Genomic DNA, 16,927 nt, shown 5'->3' on the forward strand with positions numbered 1-16,927 from the left:
CGCATGACGACCCAAGACGCCTCGCCGCAACTGACCTGGACCGAAGAGGGCGAGCCGCGCTCGGGCCGGTTCGGGGATGTGTATTTCTCGCGCGACGACGGCCTGGCCGAGACCCGCGCCGTCTTCCTGAACGGCTGCGGCCTGCCGGACGCCTGGGCCGGTCGGCGTCGGTTCACGGTGGCGGAGCTGGGTTTCGGCACCGGTCTGAACATCGCCGCCCTGCTGAGCCTGTGGCAGGCGCACCGGCCCGAGGGCGGACGGCTGCACATCTTCTCGATCGAGGGCTTTCCCCTGACGGCGGACGAAGCGCGCCGCGCCCTGTCCAACTGGCCGGAACTGGCCGAGGCGGCGCAGGCCCTGACGAACGCCTGGCCGTCAGGCACGCCCGGCTTCCACCGGTTGGACCTCCCCGGTTTCAACGCTGTCCTCGATCTGGCGGTCGGCGACGCCGAATGGGCGCTGAGGGAATGGTCGGGCCAGGCCGACGCCTGGTTCTTGGACGGCTTCTCCCCCGCCCTGAACCCCGGCATGTGGTCGCCGGAGGTGATGGACCAGATCGCCGCACGTTCAGCCCCCGGCGCCCGCGTCGCCACCTTCACCGTCGCCGGAGCCGTGCGCCGCGGCCTGGCCGAACGCGGCTTCACCGTCGAGAAAATGCCGGGGCATGGCCGCAAGCGCGAACGGCTGGAGGCCCGGCTGCCGACACATCCCGCCCCCGAAACCGGGCCTCGCGTCGCCGTGATCGGGGCTGGCATAGCGGGCGCTTCGGTCGTGCGCGCCCTGACGGCGGCAGGCGTCGCCCCGCTCGTGTTCGAGGCCGACAGACCCGGTGCGGGCGGATCGGGTTTTCCGTCCGGTCTGGTGACGCCCCGCCTGGACGCCGGAGATGCAGGCATCGCCGCGCTCTACGCCCAAGCGCTGGAGCGTGCGCGTGACCTCTATCGCGCCACGCCGGGGGCCATAGTCGCCGAGGGCGTGCTGCAACTGCCTCAGGCCGAGCGTGACGCCGCCCGCTACGCCAAGATCGCCGCCCAGCCGATCTGGCCAAGCGGCGCCATGACGGTGGTGTCGCCCGACGAAGCCGCCGCCCGCATCGGCGAACCGGCTTCGACCGGAGGCCTGCTGATGGGCGGCGCATGTGCGGTCAACCCCGCCGCCATCCTGTCCGACTGGCTGTCCGGGGCCGAGATCATCAAGGCGGTCGTCACACGGATCGAACCCAGCGACGCGGGTTGGCGGCTGTTCAACGGCGACGCCGTGCTGGCCCAGGTCGACGCCGTGGTCCTGGCTGCGGGCTGGGGCTCCGCCTCTCTTCTGGAAGATAGGGACGCCGCTCCTCGCCTGTCGCCCGTTCGCGGCCAGGCCAACTGGATCAGCGGGCCCGCCCCCGCCCCCGTCGCCTGGGGCGGCTATGCGGCTCCGATGCACGACGGGCTGCTGTTCGGCGCGACCCATGACCGGGGCGACGCCTCTACCGACGTCCGCGACGACGACACCACGCGCAACCTGACGACCCTGGAGCAGCGCCTGCCGCGACTGGCCGCTTCAGTACAACCAGGCGCGATCCAGGGCCGCGCCGCCATCCGCGCCACCACCGCCGACCGTCTGCCCGTGGCAGGCGCCCTGGCCCCCGGCCTGTTCATCCTCAGCGGCCTCGGCTCGCGCGGCCTGTCCGCCGCCCCCCTGTTGGGCGAGCACATCGCCGCCCAGATCATCGGCGCGCCTTCCCCCCTGCCGCAGTCCGCTGCTGCGCGGGTCGGACCGCTGCGTCCCGCCGTCGCCAGAAATTGATTTGCTGAAACATTCGTCAGGACAAAATCTGGAACGGGGCTTTTCAGGGATCAAAACCATGCGTCTTGTCTCCACACTCCCGCTCCTGGCCATCGCCGCCCTGGCGGGGTGCGCGCCGACCGGCGCCGCCCGCACCGCCAACCCGAACGAACAGGCCAGCGCGCGCACCTGTTTTCGCACGATGAACGTCCGCAACTTCCGCGCCGAGGACTGGCAGACCCTCTATGTCCGCACCTCGGCCCAGGACGTGTTTCAGATCCAGTCCGCCGGGGTCTGCAAGGATCTGGACAGCGCGATCGCCATCGAACTGCGGCCTCTCGACGGGTTCAGCAATCTCTGCACCGGCGACTTCGCCACCCTGAATGTCGGCAGTCCAGGACACTCGACCTGTCGCGTGCAGATCGGCAAACGCCTCAGCGCCGAGGAGATTGCGGCCCTGCCCAGTCGGGTTCGTCCCTAGGGGCCTGTCACGAGACGATTGCGCTTTTCCTCGGACGGGTATGAAATATCACCGTTCAGAGGGAGGTCATCATGAGCGGAATCGCCAAATATCTCACCATCGGGGCTGCGGCCCTCGCCATCGCCACACCAGCGGCCGCCGAGAGCTGGGCGCAGTTCTCGTCCAACGATCAGACGCTCTATGTGATTGATCTGGATACGCTGACGCCGGTGGATGGAATTGTCAGCGCCCACATGGGCCGGGTGCCGGCCAAGGGCGACGCCAGCGACCTCAGTTATGACACCGAGGTCGTCCTGATGCGCTGCGCCGACGGCCAGTCCAAGCCCGGCGAGATCGTCACCTATGGCCCCGACGGCGCCGAAACCGATCGCTACACCGACGAGGGGCCGTGGGGCGCGTCCGGCGGCGTCTATGAATCGATCAAGCGCATCGCCTGCGAGAATGCGTTGCCCGCCAGCACGCCCTACCCGACCATCGCGGCCTTGATCGCCGCAAAACGCGGCCAGTAGGCCGCGTCCGCGACACGGGATTCAGACGTCGACGGCGGCGTCCAGGGCGTTTTCCTGGATGAACTCGCGGCGGGGTTCGACGACGTCGCCCATCAGTTTGGCGAACAGGTCGTTGGCGTCTTCCTCGTGTTCGACCGAGACCTGCAGCAGGGTGCGGGCATTGACGTCCAGCGTCGTCTCCCACAGCTGCTCGGGGTTCATCTCGCCCAGACCCTTGTAGCGCTGGATGGCCAGGCCCTTCTTGCCGGCGTCCAGCACCGCGTTCAGCAGGTCCAGAGGTCCGCGGATCGTCGTCGACTTGTCCTTGCGGCGATAGACGGCGGGCGCGGAGAAGACGCCGTCGAAGGCGGCGGCGCGTTCGGCCAGACGACGCGCATCCAGCGAGCGGATCAGCGTCTCTTCCAAGACGATGGTCTCCTGCACGGCGCGACGGGTGCGGGAGAAGACAACTGCGCCCTGAGCCCCCGGCGCCCCGGACCATTCGCCATCGCCTTCTTCGGCATAGAGGTTCAGGCGGACGGCGGCGTCGGCGGCGGCTTGCGCCGTGTCGGCGTTCTCGACGAACAGACCGGCCAGAGCCGCCTGTTCGATGGCGAAGGCGGGTGCGCGCTGGCTGAGACGGTCCACGCCCGCCTTGAAGGCCTTGGCCTCGCGCACCAGAGCCTGCAGGTCCAGGCCCAGGCGGCGTTCGCCGGTCGACAGGTCCAGTTCCGCCTCGGACGAACCTTCCTCGATGAGGTAGGAATCCATCTCGGCCTGATCCTTGAGGTAGCGCGACTGCTTGCCCTTGGAGACCTTATAAAGCGGCGGCTGGGCGATATAGACGTGGCCGCGTTCGATCAGCTCCGGCATCTGACGATAGAAGAAGGTCAGCAGCAGGGTGCGGATGTGAGCGCCGTCAACGTCGGCGTCGGCCATCAGGATGATCTTGTGATAGCGCAGCTTGTCGGCGTTGAAGTCGTCGCGGCCGATGCCGGTGCCGAGCGCCAGGATCAGGGTGCCGATCAGATCGGACGACAGCATCCGGTCAAAGCGCGCGCGCTCGACATTCAGAATCTTGCCGCGCAGGGGCAACACCGCCTGGTTCTCGCGGTTGCGGGCCTGTTTGGCCGAGCCGCCTGCGGAATCGCCCTCGACGATGAACAGTTCTGACTTGGCCGGATCGCGTTCCTGACAGTCAGCCAGCTTGCCGGGCAGGCTGCTGATTTCCAGCGCGGATTTGCGGCGCGTCAGGTCGCGCGCCTTGCGGGCGGCTTCACGGGCCGACGCCGCCTCGATGATCTTGGAGACGATCATCTTGGCTTCGACGGGGTGCTCCTCGAACCATTCGGCCAGACCTTCCGAGCACAGGTTCTCGACCGCCGGGCGGACCTCGGACGAGACCAGCTTGTCCTTGGTCTGGGAGCTGAATTTGGGGTCCGGCACCTTGACCGACAGCACGCAGGTCAGGCCTTCGCGGGCGTCCTCGCCGGTCGGCGCGACCTTCTCCTTCTTGGCCAGGCCGGAGCTTTCGATATAGCTGCCCATCACCCGTGTCAGGCTGGCGCGGAAGGCCGACAGGTGGGTGCCTCCATCCCGTTGGGGGATGTTGTTGGTGAAGCACAGCATCGTCTCGTGGTAGCTGTCGTTCCACCACAGGGCCAGGTCCAGTTCGATCCCGTCCTTCTTGCCGCGAATGACGATGACGTCCTTCAGGATCGGCGTCTTGGACTTGTCGAGGTGGCGCACGAAGGCTTCGACGCCGCCCTCGTAGTGCAGGATCATTTCGATGGGTTCGGCGTGCCGCTGGTCCGCCAGCCGGATGACCACGCCCGAGTTCAGGAAGGCCAGTTCGCGCAGGCGATGCTCCAGCGTCTTCAGATCGAAGTCGATATGGCTGAAGGTGGTGACCGACGGATAGAAGGTGACCTCGGTGCCGCTCAGAGGCTGTCCGGCCTTGGGGCCTTCGGTGCGGATCGGGGCGACGCCGGTGACTTCCAGCGACTTGGCCGTGTCGCCGCGTTCGAAGCGCATCTCGTGCTGCTTGCCGTCGCGGAAGATCTTCAGCTGAAGCCAGTCGGACAGGGCGTTCACGACCGAGACGCCCACGCCGTGCAGGCCGCCCGAAACCTTGTAGGAGTTCTGGTCGAACTTACCGCCCGCGTGCAGCTGGGTCATGATGACCTCGGCCGCCGACACGCCTTCCTCGGCGTGGATGTCGGTGGGAATGCCGCGGCCGTTGTCGGTCACGGTGACCGATCCGTCGGCGTTCAGGATGACCTGAACCAGATCGGCGTGGCCAGCCAGGGCTTCGTCGATGGCGTTATCGACCACCTCATAGACCATATGGTGCAGACCGGACCCGTCGTCGGTGTCGCCGATATACATGCCGGGGCGTTTCCGCACCGCGTCCAGGCCTTTGAGAACCTTGATGGAATCGGCGCCGTATTCGGGCTGGTCGGCAATCGGATCGGTCATGAAGTCAGTCAATGTGACGCCCGGGGAACGGGCTTCGAGACAGGGTGTGGACGCCGCGAATCTGGGCGGCGCCCGAAGCCGTCAATATATAGGAAATTTAGCAGCAATTGCGAGGGGAACAGCCGTTTTGCGCGGGTCCATCGGCAGCGGCGGTTCCGCCGATAAATCAGTCGCTCTCCAGCGCCCCGCCCGCGACGCGGACAAACTGCGCACGCCCCTCCAGACCGGCGAACAGTGAGCGCTCAGTGCCCGTCATGAAGGCCTGCAGATCAAGGGCGACAATCTCGTCGAACAGGGCGGCGCGGCGACGTTCGTCCAGATGGGCGGGGGCCTCGTCCAGCAGCAGGACGGGCCGGGCGGCTCCTGCGCCTGCATGACCTGACAGACGGGTGATCTGGGCCAGGATCAGGTTCAGAACCAGCGCCTTCTGTTCGCCCGACGACCCTTCGGCGGCGGGGCGGTTCTTTTCGCGATGGATGGCGGTCAGATCGGTGCGGTGCGGGCCGAACAGGGACCTGCCCGCTGCGCCGTCACGGGCGCGGGCCCTGGCCAGACCTTCGCGGATCGAGGCGGCGATTTCGTCTTCTTCGGCGCCGGCTTCGGCCATCTGTTCGGCGGCCCCGTCCAGCCCCAGGTCCGCCTGGGGGAAAGGCCGGTCGCCTCGGGCGTCGATGGCGGCCTGCAGCGCATGCAGGGCGGCGACACGGGCGATGGCGGCCCGCGCCCCCGCCTCGCCCAGCCGGGCCTCCAGCGCATCCAGCCAGACCGGGTCGGCCTCACGCCCATCTGCAGCGTCATTCAGCAACCGCAGCCGCTCGCGCAGGGCCTTTTCATAGGCCGAGACGCTGGCGGCGTGGTCGGGGTCGGCGGCGAAGACCAGACGGTCGAAGAATTTCAGCCGCTCGGCGCGGGCGTCGGAGAACAGCCGGTCCTGTTCAGGCGTGGCCCATACGGGTCGGAGGTAGTCCAGCAGCCGACCGGGCTGGGCCGTTTCGCCGTCGATGCGCACGATGCGGCGTGACGCGCCCGCCGTCTGGACGCCCGTGCCCAGCCGCGTCTCGTCGTCCAGTTCGACCATGACGGCCCAGGCGCGGCCGGTCGCCTCGCCCGGCTCGCGGCGGCCCATCTCGGCGGCCGTCGCCCCCCGCAGCCCCTTGCCGGGGGTCAGCAGGCTGACGGCCTCCAGCAGATTGGTCTTGCCCGCCCCGTTCGGCCCATGCAGCACGACCGGCCCGGCATCGAGCGCCAGCCGCGCGGCTGCATAGGAGCGGAAGTCGGTGAGGGTGAGGGAGGCGATCAAGGAATGAGGGCTTTCGCGGCGCCGGACATCCTATGGATCATCCGTAGCGGATGCGCCATTGCTCCAACAGCGTCGAAAGCGGCTCGGGCGCCAGGCCGATGTTGCGCGGGAAGCTTCCGTCGATCGGCACGTCGCCCGCTCTGTTCAGCCTTGAGGCCAGCCCGCCAGAAAAGGACGAACCTTCCTTGAGCCGCCACACCGCATGAGGCGCAACGCCGCCGACGGACTGGCCGTCGGCATCCCGGCTTGCAGCCTCGCTGTAGAGAGAAAAGCCTTCAACCTCGCTCCAGGGGATCAGGCCCGGCGAAAGGGGGCCCGTCAGATGGAAACCCTCTGTCGTGAGGATCAGCTTCGGCGGCCTGACGAGGGCGAGGACGGAGGCCCCGGCGGCGGCGGCCAGACAGAACACCCCCACCCAGCTCCACAGCGTCTCGATGGCGTCGCCAGACTGTTTGATGAACCACAACCCCAGGGCCGCCGTCGCCACAAACAGCGCCAGCGACCAGGCCACCACGCTGCGCGACGTGGTCAGGACCAGACGTTCGCCCGTCGGATTGCCGTTGACGACGGTCACACCCGCAGCGGCATCAGCACATACTGGACGCCCGGATCGCCGGGATCGAGCACCAGGGTCGGCGAGGCCGGGTCGGCGAAGCGGAAGGCGGCGTTCTCGCCGGTGATCTGACCCGCGACGTCCAGCAGATAACGGGCGTTGAAGCCGATCTCGAACGGTTCGTCGGAATAGCCGATCTCGACCTCTTCCTCGGCCTGGCCCGCCTCCATGTTGCGCACGGTCAGCTTCACCCGGTCATTGTCGAAGGCCAGCTTCACCGAGCGGCTCTTTTCCGCCGAGATGGTGGCGACGCGGTCCACGGCCTTGGCGAACAGGGCGTTGTCGATGTCGGCCTGCTTGTCATTGCCCTTGGGGATGACGCGCGAATAGTCCGGGAAGGCGCCGTCGATGACCTTGGAGGTCAGGCTGGCCTCGCCCAGCTGGAAGCGGATCTTCTGGGCCGAGACCTGAACCTCGACCGGGCCGTTGGTGTCGTCCAGCAGACGACGGACCTGATCGACGGTCTTGCGCGGCACGATGACGCCGGGACCGCCCGCAGCCCCTTCCGGCGCCGGGGTCTCGGCCAGGGCCAGACGGTGGCCGTCGGTGGCCACGGCGCGCAGCAGGGGAATGCCCGCCTCGGCGACCGTGTGCAGATAAAGGCCGTTCAGATAGTAACGCGTCTCTTCGGTCGAGACGGCGAACCGGGTCTTGTCGATCAGACGGGCCAGGTCTTCCTTGGGCAGGACATAGGAGGCCCCGGCGCTCTCGGTCGACATGACGGGGAAGTCGCCTGCAGGCAGGACCGGCAGGTTGAAGCGCGAACGTCCGGCCGAGACCACCAGACGGGGATCATCGCCCGAATAGAGCAGCGACACCTCGGCGCCTTCCGGCAGCTTGCGCACGATCTCGTACAGGGTGTGGGCGGGCGCCGTGATCTGACCCTCGACCTGAACCTGGGCCTCGGCCTCGTCGACCATCTCCATGTCCAGGTCGGTGGCCGCGAACGCCAGCCGGTCACGACCTGCGCTGAGCAGGACATTGGACAGGATCGGGATGGTGTTTCGACGTTCAACGACGCTCTGCACGTGGCCCAATGCCTTCAGGAGCGCGGATCGTTCGATAGTCAGTTGCATGTCGTCTCGCCCGGAGACGGCGCCTCCCCGGAGACGCCGCGATTGAGGGGTTTAGACACTAGCGAATTAAGCGCGCTGAGCAAGGAAGCGGCTTGTGGTTAGTTGTTGTCCACGCGTGGATAAGTGGGCCGAGTGCGGGGACGGAGCGCAAAAATCGAGCGAACCTGCCGCCCTGCGCCCCGCAAACCCTGGAGATCAGCCCCGCAGCTTGCGGGTCAGGGCCTCGACATCGCGGGCGATCTGATCGTCCTGCGGCATCAGCTCCTCGATCTTGCGCACGCCGTGCAGGACGGTCGTGTGGTCGCGACCGCCGAAGCGACGGCCGATGTCGGGATAGGAGCGGGTCGTATGCTGCTTGCACAGATACATGGCGATCTGGCGCGGGCGGGCGACCGAACGGGTGCGGCGCTCCGACAGCAGGTCGGCCTGTTTCAGGTTGAAGTGTTCGGCGACCGTCTTCTGGATCTCGTCGACGGTGATGCGGCGCTCAGGCCCGCCACGCATGGCCATGCCCAGCAGGGTCGAGGCCTCATCGACCGAGACGGCGGACAGGCGCGAACCGGCGGCGGCGGCCAGGGTGTTCACGGCGCCCTCAAGCTCGCGCATCGAGCCGGGCGTGCGGTCCACCAGCTGCGCCAGCACGTCCGGGGCGGCCTCGCCCTGAACCACGCCAAGAGCCGACAGGGCACGCAGACGGTTCTGGGCCACGGCGATCTTCAGCTCACGGTCGCCCGCCTCGACCGGGCAGGTCAGACCGGCGGCGAGGTGGCTGCGCAGGCGCGGCTCCACATCGGTCAGGGCCATCGGCGCGCGGTCGGCCGAGAAGACGATGCGTTTGCCGTCCTCGATCAGGGCGGTCAGGGTCGACAGCAGTTCTTCCTGGGTCGAGGTCTTGCCGCCGACGAACTGGACGTCGTCCAGCAGCAGCATGTCGGCCGAGCGCAGGCTTTCCTTGAAGGCGGCTGTCGAACGGTCCTGCATCGCCTTGACGAAGGTGGACAGGAAACGCTCGGCGGTCAGATAGACTACCTTGGCCTGGGGACGCAGGCGCTGGGCCTCCCAGGCGATGGCGTTCAGCAGGTGGGTCTTGCCGTAGCCGTAGGGGCCGCAGAAGAAGACCGGGTTGAAATGACCGTCGGCCCAGCTGGCGACCTGTTTGGCGATGGCCAGGGCGAAGGCGTTGCCCTGGCCCTCGATGAAGCTGTCGAACGTCAGGCGCTCCTGCAGACCGGCGGCGCGCACGGCGCGGGCGCTGTCGGCGACAGGGGCGATGGTGGGGACCGCCATATTGGCCGAAGACAGGGCCACCAGACGCGGAGAGGCGTCCAGCACGTGACCGGCCGGAACGGCGGTGGCCGGCGCGGGCGAACCCACCTCGGCGCGGCAGCGCACGTCCAGACGGCGCGACAGGCCGTCCAGGCCCAGCCACAGCTCGTTCATGCGGCGCAGGGCGTTCTTGCGCACCCAGTCACGGGCATAGGCGGTCGGGGTGACCAGGATCAGCTGACCGGCGGAATCCACGCGGACAGCCGAAGGCGCGACGTAGGAGTTGAACGGGCCGTCGCCGATCTCGGCGCGCAGGCGCACGGACGCCTCGCCCCAGATCCGATCCAGATCCGTCGTCTCCAGCCTGCTCGATCCGCCCGCCATTGCCGCTGCGCCCCCAACCATATTTCAGCCACTCGCTGCAAAATCCAATCCGAACCTCGGCGCTTCAGGGCGATGGTTCAGGGACGACTTCTCCTGCGCCGAAAAGCGATGCTTTCCGGACGGGGCCGAACTCTTGAACAGACATCTCCCGCCAACGCGAAACTACAGTCTCGCGCCGTCTTCATCCGTATTGGGATGGAAGTGCGTTAGAGGCCAAAACTTACGCTCAGAGCCTCTTGGGTCAACGGAGATTCGTTGGCTGATTCGCAGTTAAATTGTTTGACTCCGACAAACCCTGCGCCCGCTTGAGGAATTCCGGATTTCACCCCTGCCAGCCTCCCCTCGCCATGAGGTGGAGGTTAACGGCACAACGCGAAACGGCGAAGGAGCTTTCGCCCCTTCGCCGTTGAAATCACTAGAAAATCCTATAACAGAACGACGATAGACGTTCCGTATCAGGGATAATCCTTAATGGATCAGGCCGCCGACAGCTTCTTCAGCTGAGCCGCCAGGCGCGACACTTTGCGCGATCCGGTGTTCTTGTGAACGACGCCCTTGGAGACGGCGCGCATCAGCTCGGATTGCGCTTCGACGAAAGCGGTCTTGGCGACAGCAGCGTCGCCGCCGGCCAGAGCTTCCTGGAACTTGCGCAGATAGGTGCGAACGCGCGAGCGACGCGCCTTGTTCACTTGGGTCCGCGCTTCGATCTTGCGGATCGCCTTGCGGGCGCCGGGGTTGTTGGCCATGTCAAACCTTCGAACGGAAAACGCCGCGGAGCACACGTCCACGGCGCAGAAATCTCAAGAGGGCGGGCCTATAGCCGATAGGCCGGGATCGGTCAACGCGGAGTCTGACTCCTTTGCCCGGTGCCTCTGTCCGGTCGGCGCCCTCTCAGTTCGTCGCTCGCCCCTCTGATAAACCTTCGTTCAACACACCCTATGCCAAAGGTCGGGGCTCACACGGAAGTTTCATGTCGCGTCCCAGACACTCAGTTTTGACCGTTCTGACCGTCCTGGGTCTGACGATGTTGCTTGTGCAGAACGCACAGGCGCAGCCCCCCGACCCGGTGCGGACGCCGTTGGAGCTGGCCGCCGCCGTGGAGAAACGCGCCGCCGCAACTGATTTCGCGGCCCTTGACGCCTTTGGCCGCACGGCGATGAACCGTCATGATCGCGAGGGCCTGCAGCGCCTGCATCATGTCGCCTGGATTCTGCTGAACCAGGGCGAGTTCGTCCAGGCCCGGACCTGGAACGACCGTCTGACCCAGGCCGCACGACTTCAGAACGATCTGCGATACCAGCAAGTCGCCCGGCTGAACGCGCTCAGCCTGCGCTATAATCAGGGTGAAACCGGCGTCGCCGAAGAGATGCGCCAGATCGCGGCCAGCGAACAGGACTGGTTCGCCAGGGCGCACGCCACCCGCCTGTGGGCCCTGGCCCTGATGGACCGCGACAAGATCGGCGAGGGGCTGAAACTGCTGGCCGACGCCGACGCCTTCATACCGAGCACCTCCGCCTATGCCGAAACCGCGCAGGCGGGCCTGTGGGAGATGACCGGTCTGGGCCTGATGAAGCTGAATGACATCGACGGCGCCACCGCCGCCTTCGGCCGGTTCGAGATTGATCTGGCCAATCCCGCCTATCCGCGCCCTGATTTCGACGCCATCTATAATCTGGCGCGGCTGTCGACCCAGTTGGGCGATCCTGAACAGGCCCAGCGCCTTTATATGGCGCACCACCGGCTGACCTTGCGAGCCGGCCTGCCCAGCCTGGCCATCTATGACGCCAATCTTTGCGTCACCACGGCTGAGGCGCGACACGCCCCGAACGACGTCCTGGCCTGCCTGGCGCCCTATGGTCAGGACCTGGGCGCCGCCTCCTTCCTGGCGGCCAATCTGCTGCCGTCGCGGGCCATCGCCTATGCCCAGACCGGACAACTGGCCCTGGCGCGCCGCGATCTGGCGGCCATCAAGGGACGCATCGCCGCAGGCCAGTACCGGGATCAGAACAGCTACAAGCTAGGCCGCATCGAGGCCGAAATCCTGTTCGCGGAAGGCAAGCCCCGAGAGGCCTACGAGACGCTGCGCGACTATGCCGAACAGGACAAGATCAACGACGCCCGCCGCTACAGCGCAGGCATTCGCCAGGTCACCGGCGACATGCAGCAGCAGTTGGCCGAACGGCGCGCCCAGTTGGAGACTGCGCGGGTCAACACCACCCTGCAGCGCGATGTCATCAAGGCCCAGAACGGCGGCATGGTGATCGCGGTCATCTTCGTGCTGTCGGCCTTGGCCGCGATGTTCTGGCTGTGGCGTCAGGCCGGCCACCTGCGGGTCGCGCGCCGCCGCGCCGAGGACGCCAGTCGCTCCAAGTCCGAGTTCCTGGCCAATATGAGCCACGAGATCCGCACTCCGCTGAACGGCGTGGTGGCCATGGCGGACGCCCTGTCGCGCACGGCCTTGCCCCCGCCAGAACAGGAGATGGTCAATGTCATCCGCACATCCGGGGTGACGCTGGAACGTCTGCTGTCCGACATCCTGGACTCTGCCAAGATCGAAGCGGGCCAGATCGCCATCGAACACGCCGCCTTCGAACTGGGCGACACGGTGCGCGGCGCGGTCGCCCTGTATCGCCCCAAGGCGGATGCGAAGGGCCTTATCCTCCAGACGCAGATCGATCCCGCGCTGGAAGGTCTGGTCGAAGGGGATGTGGTGCGCCTGCGTCAGGTGCTGTCCAATCTGATCTCCAATGCGCTGAAGTTCACCACCGAAGGCTCCGTCTCCATCGCCGTCGATGCGGCGGGACCAGATCGGGTGCGGTTCACGGTGACCGACACCGGTTGCGGTTTCGACGCTGATTTGAAGGATCGGATATTCACCCGCTTCCAGCAGGCGGACGGCTCGATCACGCGCCGCTTTGGCGGGACGGGGCTGGGCCTGGCCATTTCACGCCATCTGGTCGAATTGATGGGCGGGTTGATGGATTGCGACGGCGTCCCCGGCGAGGGGGCCCGCTTCTGGTTCGAACTGCCGTTGCCGACGGCCGCCGCGCCGATCACCACGCACGCCCAGGCCAGACAAGACCTTAATGAAACCGCCTTCCCGGCCCGCATCCTGCTGGCGGACGATCATCCCGCCAACCGCAAGGTGGTGGAGATCATGCTGGCGCACCTGCCCACCGAACTGGTCACGGTCGATGACGGCGACGCCGCCGTGGCCGCCTTCCGCGACGGGGGCTTTGAACTGGTGCTGATGGACATGCAGATGCCGGTGATGGACGGCCTGAGCGCAACCACCGCCATCCGCGCGCTGGAGCAGGATCAGGACCGCCCCCGCACGCCGATCATCATGTTGACCGCCAACGCCCTGCCCGAACATGTGGCGGCGAGCGCGGCGGCGGGCGCAGACGGCCACCTGACCAAGCCGATCACCCTTTACAGTCTGCTCGACGGCATCGCGACGGCCATGGAGGCGGCGCAGCGCCAGCGACGGCCGCAGCCCGCCTAAAGCCCGGTTTCCGGATCGAGCCAAACGCTCTTTAACGGCCCAATTCCGGATTTCCGTCGCTCGAAATTCGCCGGTGTTGAAACCGCGCAACGCTTTCCAAAACTTCATTAATTTGGCCGTTTTGCCGCCACGATTGGCGCGCCTCCAGAGGGCCTGTCCACGTCCCCGGAATACGCCTCTCATGACCCTTTCGGCCCTGATGCTGCTGGCTCTGGCTCCCAACGCCGAAGCCGTGCAGGTGCAAAACCCCCAGACCGACGAACCCGTCGTCGTCCTGCCCGATGTCGAAGTGACGACCACGCGGCGCGGCGTGGCTCTGGGCGGTCAGGAGCCGATCGTCTCGTATGACGCCGCGCAGATTCAGGCCTTCGGCGCGACCAATATCGGCGAACTGGTCAGCCTGCTGGAGGCCCAGACCCGCAGCGCGCGGGGCGGCGCCCCGGTCTTCCTGGTCAATGGGCGGCGCATCTCGGGCTTCCGCGAAATCCGCGGCCTGCCTCCCGAGGCCATAGAACGGTTCGACGTCCTGCCTGAGGAGACCGCCCTCTCCTATGGCTACAGCGCCGACCAACGCGTCGTGAACGTCGTGCTGAAGGCCGACTTCCGCTCCATCACCGCCTCGGGCACCGTGACCCGCCCGACCAGCGGCGGCCAGACCGTTCTGGACAACAGCAACAACGTGCTGCGCATCGCAGGATCGACCCGCTGGTCGATGGACCTGAACCTGAACTCCCAGACCGCCCTGTTCGAGACCGAGCGCAACATCGACCGCAGCGGGGCCGCTGAACTGTTCGACCTGCAGGGCAATATCGTCGGCCTGCCACGCGGCGCCCAGATCGACCCCGCCCTGTCGGCTCTGGCGGGTCAGGCCGTCACGGTTGCGGGCGCGCCAGCCAGCGCCGCGAACGGCGCCCCGTCGCTGAACGACTTCCTGGGGACGGCGAACAGCCCGCGTCAGGGCGACCTGAACGCCTATCGCACCCTTCTGCCCAACACCGGATCGGCGGAAATCTCCGGCACGCTTAAGAAGGATCTGAACCGGGACATCGGCGCCACCTTCAGCGGCAGCTACAAGACCGCCTCCAGCCTCAGCTATCTGGGCCTGCCGGGCGTGACCCTGACCTTGCCGTCGGGCAATCCCTATTCGCCGTTCGGCGATGATGTGCAGTTGTTCCGCTATCTGGACCGCCCAGACGCCCTGAAACGCGAGGTCGACACCCAGACGGCCGGCGTCGGCACGGTGCTGGACGGTTTCGCAGGCGACTGGCGCTGGACCCTGACGGGAACCTATGACTGGGTCGAGACCAAGACCTCGACAGGCCGGGGCGTCGACCCCGCCGCCCTGCAGGCCAGCCTGATCGCGGGCGCCCCCACGGCGAACCCGTTCGGCGACATCGACGGACGCGTGACCGACCGCCTGCGCGATACGGCCAAGTCCACGTCTGGCGTCGCCAACGCCGAGCTTGTGGTCAACGGCAAGGCCTGGAGCGGCCCGGCGGGCGACCTGACCTCAACCTTCAAGGTCGGCGCACAGCATCAGTCGCTGGATTCCGAAAGCCTGCGCAACGGCGTCGCTGACGAGCGGTCGCTGTCGCGCGATCTGGGACGGCTCCAGGCGAACTTCAGCCTGCCGATCGCCAGCCGGGACCGGGGCGTTCTAGCCAAGATCGGCGACCTGTCGGCCAGCATGAACCTGGCCTATGACGAACTGTCGGACTTCGGCGGGGTCAGCACCATCGGCGGGGGCCTGAACTGGTCGCCCATCCAGCGCCTGTCGCTGGGCGTCGACTATTCGGATGCGGGCAAGGCCCCGACGATGCAGCAGTTGAATGATCCGACGGTCTCGACGCCGAACACGCCGGTGTTCGACTTCAGAACGGGCGAGACGGTCGAAGTAGCCTATGTCACAGGCGGCGCGCCCAATTTGAGCGCCGAGAACGCCCGGTCCCTGAAGCTCAGCGCCAACTGGCAACCCTATAGCGCCCGCGACCTGCGCTTCAACCTGGCCTACACCCGCACCGATACGGACGACCAGATCGCCAGCTTCCCGACGATCACCCCCGCTCTGGAAGCCGCGCTTCCGGAACGGTTCCAGCGCGACAGCGACGGAACCCTGCTGTCCATCGACGCCCGTCCGCTGAACTTCAGCCGCCGCGAGCAGCAGGACGTGCAATGGGGCTTCAACTTCTCGCGCCCCTTCGGCAAGCCAAATCCGACCGCTGAACGCGGCCAGCGCGGTCCGGGCGGTTTCGGCGGGGGCGACGGCGCCCCGCGCATGGCGGGTCCAGGCGGTCCTGGCGGTCCTGGCGGTCCGCGCGGCCCAGGCGGCGGAGGACGCGGCGGCGGCGGGATGCAGCCGGGCCAGGGCATGTTCAACCTGTCCTTGACCCACACCTGGAGACTGCAGGACGAGGTGACCATCCGCGACGGTCTGGCGCCGCTCGACCTGCTGGACGGCGACGCCATCAGCGGCAGCGGCGGCCAGTCACGACATGAGGTCCAGCTTCAGGCTGGGGCCTTCCGCAACGGCCTGGGCATGTTCGTCAACGCCAACTGGCGCGCGGGAACCCACGTCAACAGCACCGACGTCGCGTCGCCCAATCTGGATTTCTCTGGCCGAACGACGATTAATTTATTCGCATTCGCAGATTTGACCCAGAGGACGAAATGGGTCGAAAAATTCCCGCTCCTGAAAGGCACGCGCATCGGTTTCGGGGTGACGAACATCTTCGACGACCGGGTGTCTGTGACCTCCAGCGACGGTCAGACGCCGCTCAACTATCAATCGGATTTTCTGGACCCGACGGGGCGGACCTTCCGCATCAACCTGCGCAAGATACTGTTCTAACGGCAAGCTTCAGCATTCACCGAACGATGGTTGTGAACCATACACGCAGAACGGCATTATAAATCGCATAGAAACGTTTGCGATGAGGAAGAACGACAGATCAAGAATTGCACAACGCTAAGTAGCCGCCATCGTCACTGACAGGAATGTTCATACTACTTCCCCGATAACGGAATGATGTCGATATTCCCTTGGTATTCGCCCTTTACTGCTACGCTTTTTGCTTGACGTAGGCAGGTTTTTGGGGCCTCACGCGCTCAACCGCCTAGTATCCTGAAGGCCAAGATGAACGACCTAGTAGACCCCGTAGACGTCGCGATCGGCACGCGCATTCGCGCCCGCCGCGAAGAACTCCGCATCACTCAGGCGCAACTTGCGGCTGGCGCCGGAGTGACCTTCCAACAGATTCAAAAGTACGAACGCGGCGTCAACCGCGTGTCCGCAGCCCGCCTGCTGCAGATCGCCGCCGTTCTGAAATCCACCGGCGCCGCCCTGTTGGGCGAGCTGGACGGCGCAGAGGGTGACGAGCTGGCTCTGGCCGCCCCGGGCGCCGCTGAGCTGCTCTCGACCTTCCGCGACATTCAGGACGCCGAAAAGCGCGACGCCCTGCTGTTGGTGGCCAAGAGCCTGCGCCAGTAAGACGAAACGCGGTGCGCGTTCGGCGCCGCCGCGATGACGCCAGACCGATAAAGGCGCGCCCTGCGGGGTGCGCTTTTTC

The 16,927-nt window shown here is 66.6% G+C and carries 12 protein-coding genes; 6 read left to right on the forward strand and 6 right to left on the reverse strand.

The features are described 5' to 3' along the window. Positions 1 to 3: 3 nt before the first annotated feature. From mnmC to JKF87_RS15680, 3 genes are all read left to right on the forward strand, one after another. On the forward strand, positions 4 to 1,791 hold the full coding sequence (gene mnmC, locus JKF87_RS15670) for an FAD-dependent 5-carboxymethylaminomethyl-2-thiouridine(34) oxidoreductase MnmC (protein WP_201100831.1): 1,788 nt from the start codon (positions 4 to 6) through the stop codon (positions 1,789 to 1,791). A 58-nt stretch (positions 1,792 to 1,849) separates the two neighbouring features. After that, positions 1,850 to 2,251, forward strand: a complete 402-nt coding sequence (locus tag JKF87_RS15675; RefSeq protein ID WP_201100832.1) for a DUF6491 family protein — start codon at positions 1,850 to 1,852, stop codon at positions 2,249 to 2,251. 71 nt (positions 2,252 to 2,322) lie between these two features. Further along, positions 2,323 to 2,760, forward strand: coding sequence for a hypothetical protein (locus JKF87_RS15680; protein WP_201100833.1), 438 nt, complete (start codon positions 2,323 to 2,325; stop codon positions 2,758 to 2,760). A gap of 21 nt (positions 2,761 to 2,781) precedes the next feature. Here the strand turns inward: JKF87_RS15680 and gyrB are convergent, their stop codons facing one another. The 6 genes from gyrB to rpsT all read right to left on the reverse strand — a co-directional run bounded on the left by gyrB (position 2,782) and on the right by rpsT (position 10,602). Continuing rightward, positions 2,782 to 5,217, reverse strand: coding sequence for a DNA topoisomerase (ATP-hydrolyzing) subunit B (gene gyrB, locus JKF87_RS15685; RefSeq protein WP_201100834.1), 2,436 nt, complete (start codon positions 5,215 to 5,217; stop codon positions 2,782 to 2,784). Positions 5,218 to 5,383: 166 nt separating this feature from the next. Next, the gene (gene recF, locus JKF87_RS15690) at positions 5,384 to 6,517 is read right to left on the reverse strand and encodes a DNA replication/repair protein RecF (protein ID WP_201100835.1); all 1,134 of its coding nucleotides are present in this window, start codon (positions 6,515 to 6,517) and stop codon (positions 5,384 to 5,386) included. 37 nt (positions 6,518 to 6,554) lie between these two features. Continuing rightward, positions 6,555 to 7,091, reverse strand: coding sequence for a hypothetical protein (locus JKF87_RS15695; protein ID WP_201100836.1), 537 nt, complete (start codon positions 7,089 to 7,091; stop codon positions 6,555 to 6,557). Next, on the reverse strand, positions 7,088 to 8,206 hold the full coding sequence (dnaN, locus tag JKF87_RS15700; protein WP_201100837.1) for a DNA polymerase III subunit beta: 1,119 nt from the start codon (positions 8,204 to 8,206) through the stop codon (positions 7,088 to 7,090). The genes JKF87_RS15695 and dnaN overlap by 4 nt, the downstream gene beginning before the upstream one ends. Positions 8,207 to 8,401: 195 nt before the next feature. Further along, positions 8,402 to 9,856: a chromosomal replication initiator protein DnaA gene (gene dnaA, locus JKF87_RS15705; protein ID WP_201100838.1), complete on the reverse strand. Its 1,455-nt coding sequence runs from the start codon at positions 9,854 to 9,856 to the stop codon at positions 8,402 to 8,404. A gap of 476 nt (positions 9,857 to 10,332) precedes the next feature. Then, positions 10,333 to 10,602, reverse strand: coding sequence for a 30S ribosomal protein S20 (gene rpsT / locus JKF87_RS15710; RefSeq protein ID WP_201100839.1), 270 nt, complete (start codon positions 10,600 to 10,602; stop codon positions 10,333 to 10,335). 248 nt (positions 10,603 to 10,850) lie between these two features. On the opposite strand from rpsT, the gene JKF87_RS15715 reads away from it, so the two are divergent. The 3 genes from JKF87_RS15715 to JKF87_RS15725 all read left to right on the forward strand — a co-directional run bounded on the left by JKF87_RS15715 (position 10,851) and on the right by JKF87_RS15725 (position 16,848). Further along, positions 10,851 to 13,361, forward strand: coding sequence for an ATP-binding protein (locus JKF87_RS15715; protein WP_236261442.1), 2,511 nt, complete (start codon positions 10,851 to 10,853; stop codon positions 13,359 to 13,361). A 181-nt stretch (positions 13,362 to 13,542) separates the two neighbouring features. Next, entirely contained in the window at positions 13,543 to 16,209 is a 2,667-nt protein-coding gene (locus JKF87_RS15720; RefSeq protein ID WP_201100841.1) for a TonB-dependent receptor, read from the forward strand. 285 nt (positions 16,210 to 16,494) lie between these two features. Continuing rightward, positions 16,495 to 16,848 (forward strand): helix-turn-helix domain-containing protein, encoded by a 354-nt coding sequence (locus tag JKF87_RS15725; RefSeq protein WP_201100842.1) that lies wholly within the window; start codon positions 16,495 to 16,497, stop codon positions 16,846 to 16,848. Positions 16,849 to 16,927: the final 79 nt, after the last annotated feature.

The sequence above is a fragment of the Brevundimonas nasdae genome (genome assembly GCF_016654005.1).
GTDB lineage: Bacteria > Pseudomonadota > Alphaproteobacteria > Caulobacterales > Caulobacteraceae > Brevundimonas > Brevundimonas nasdae.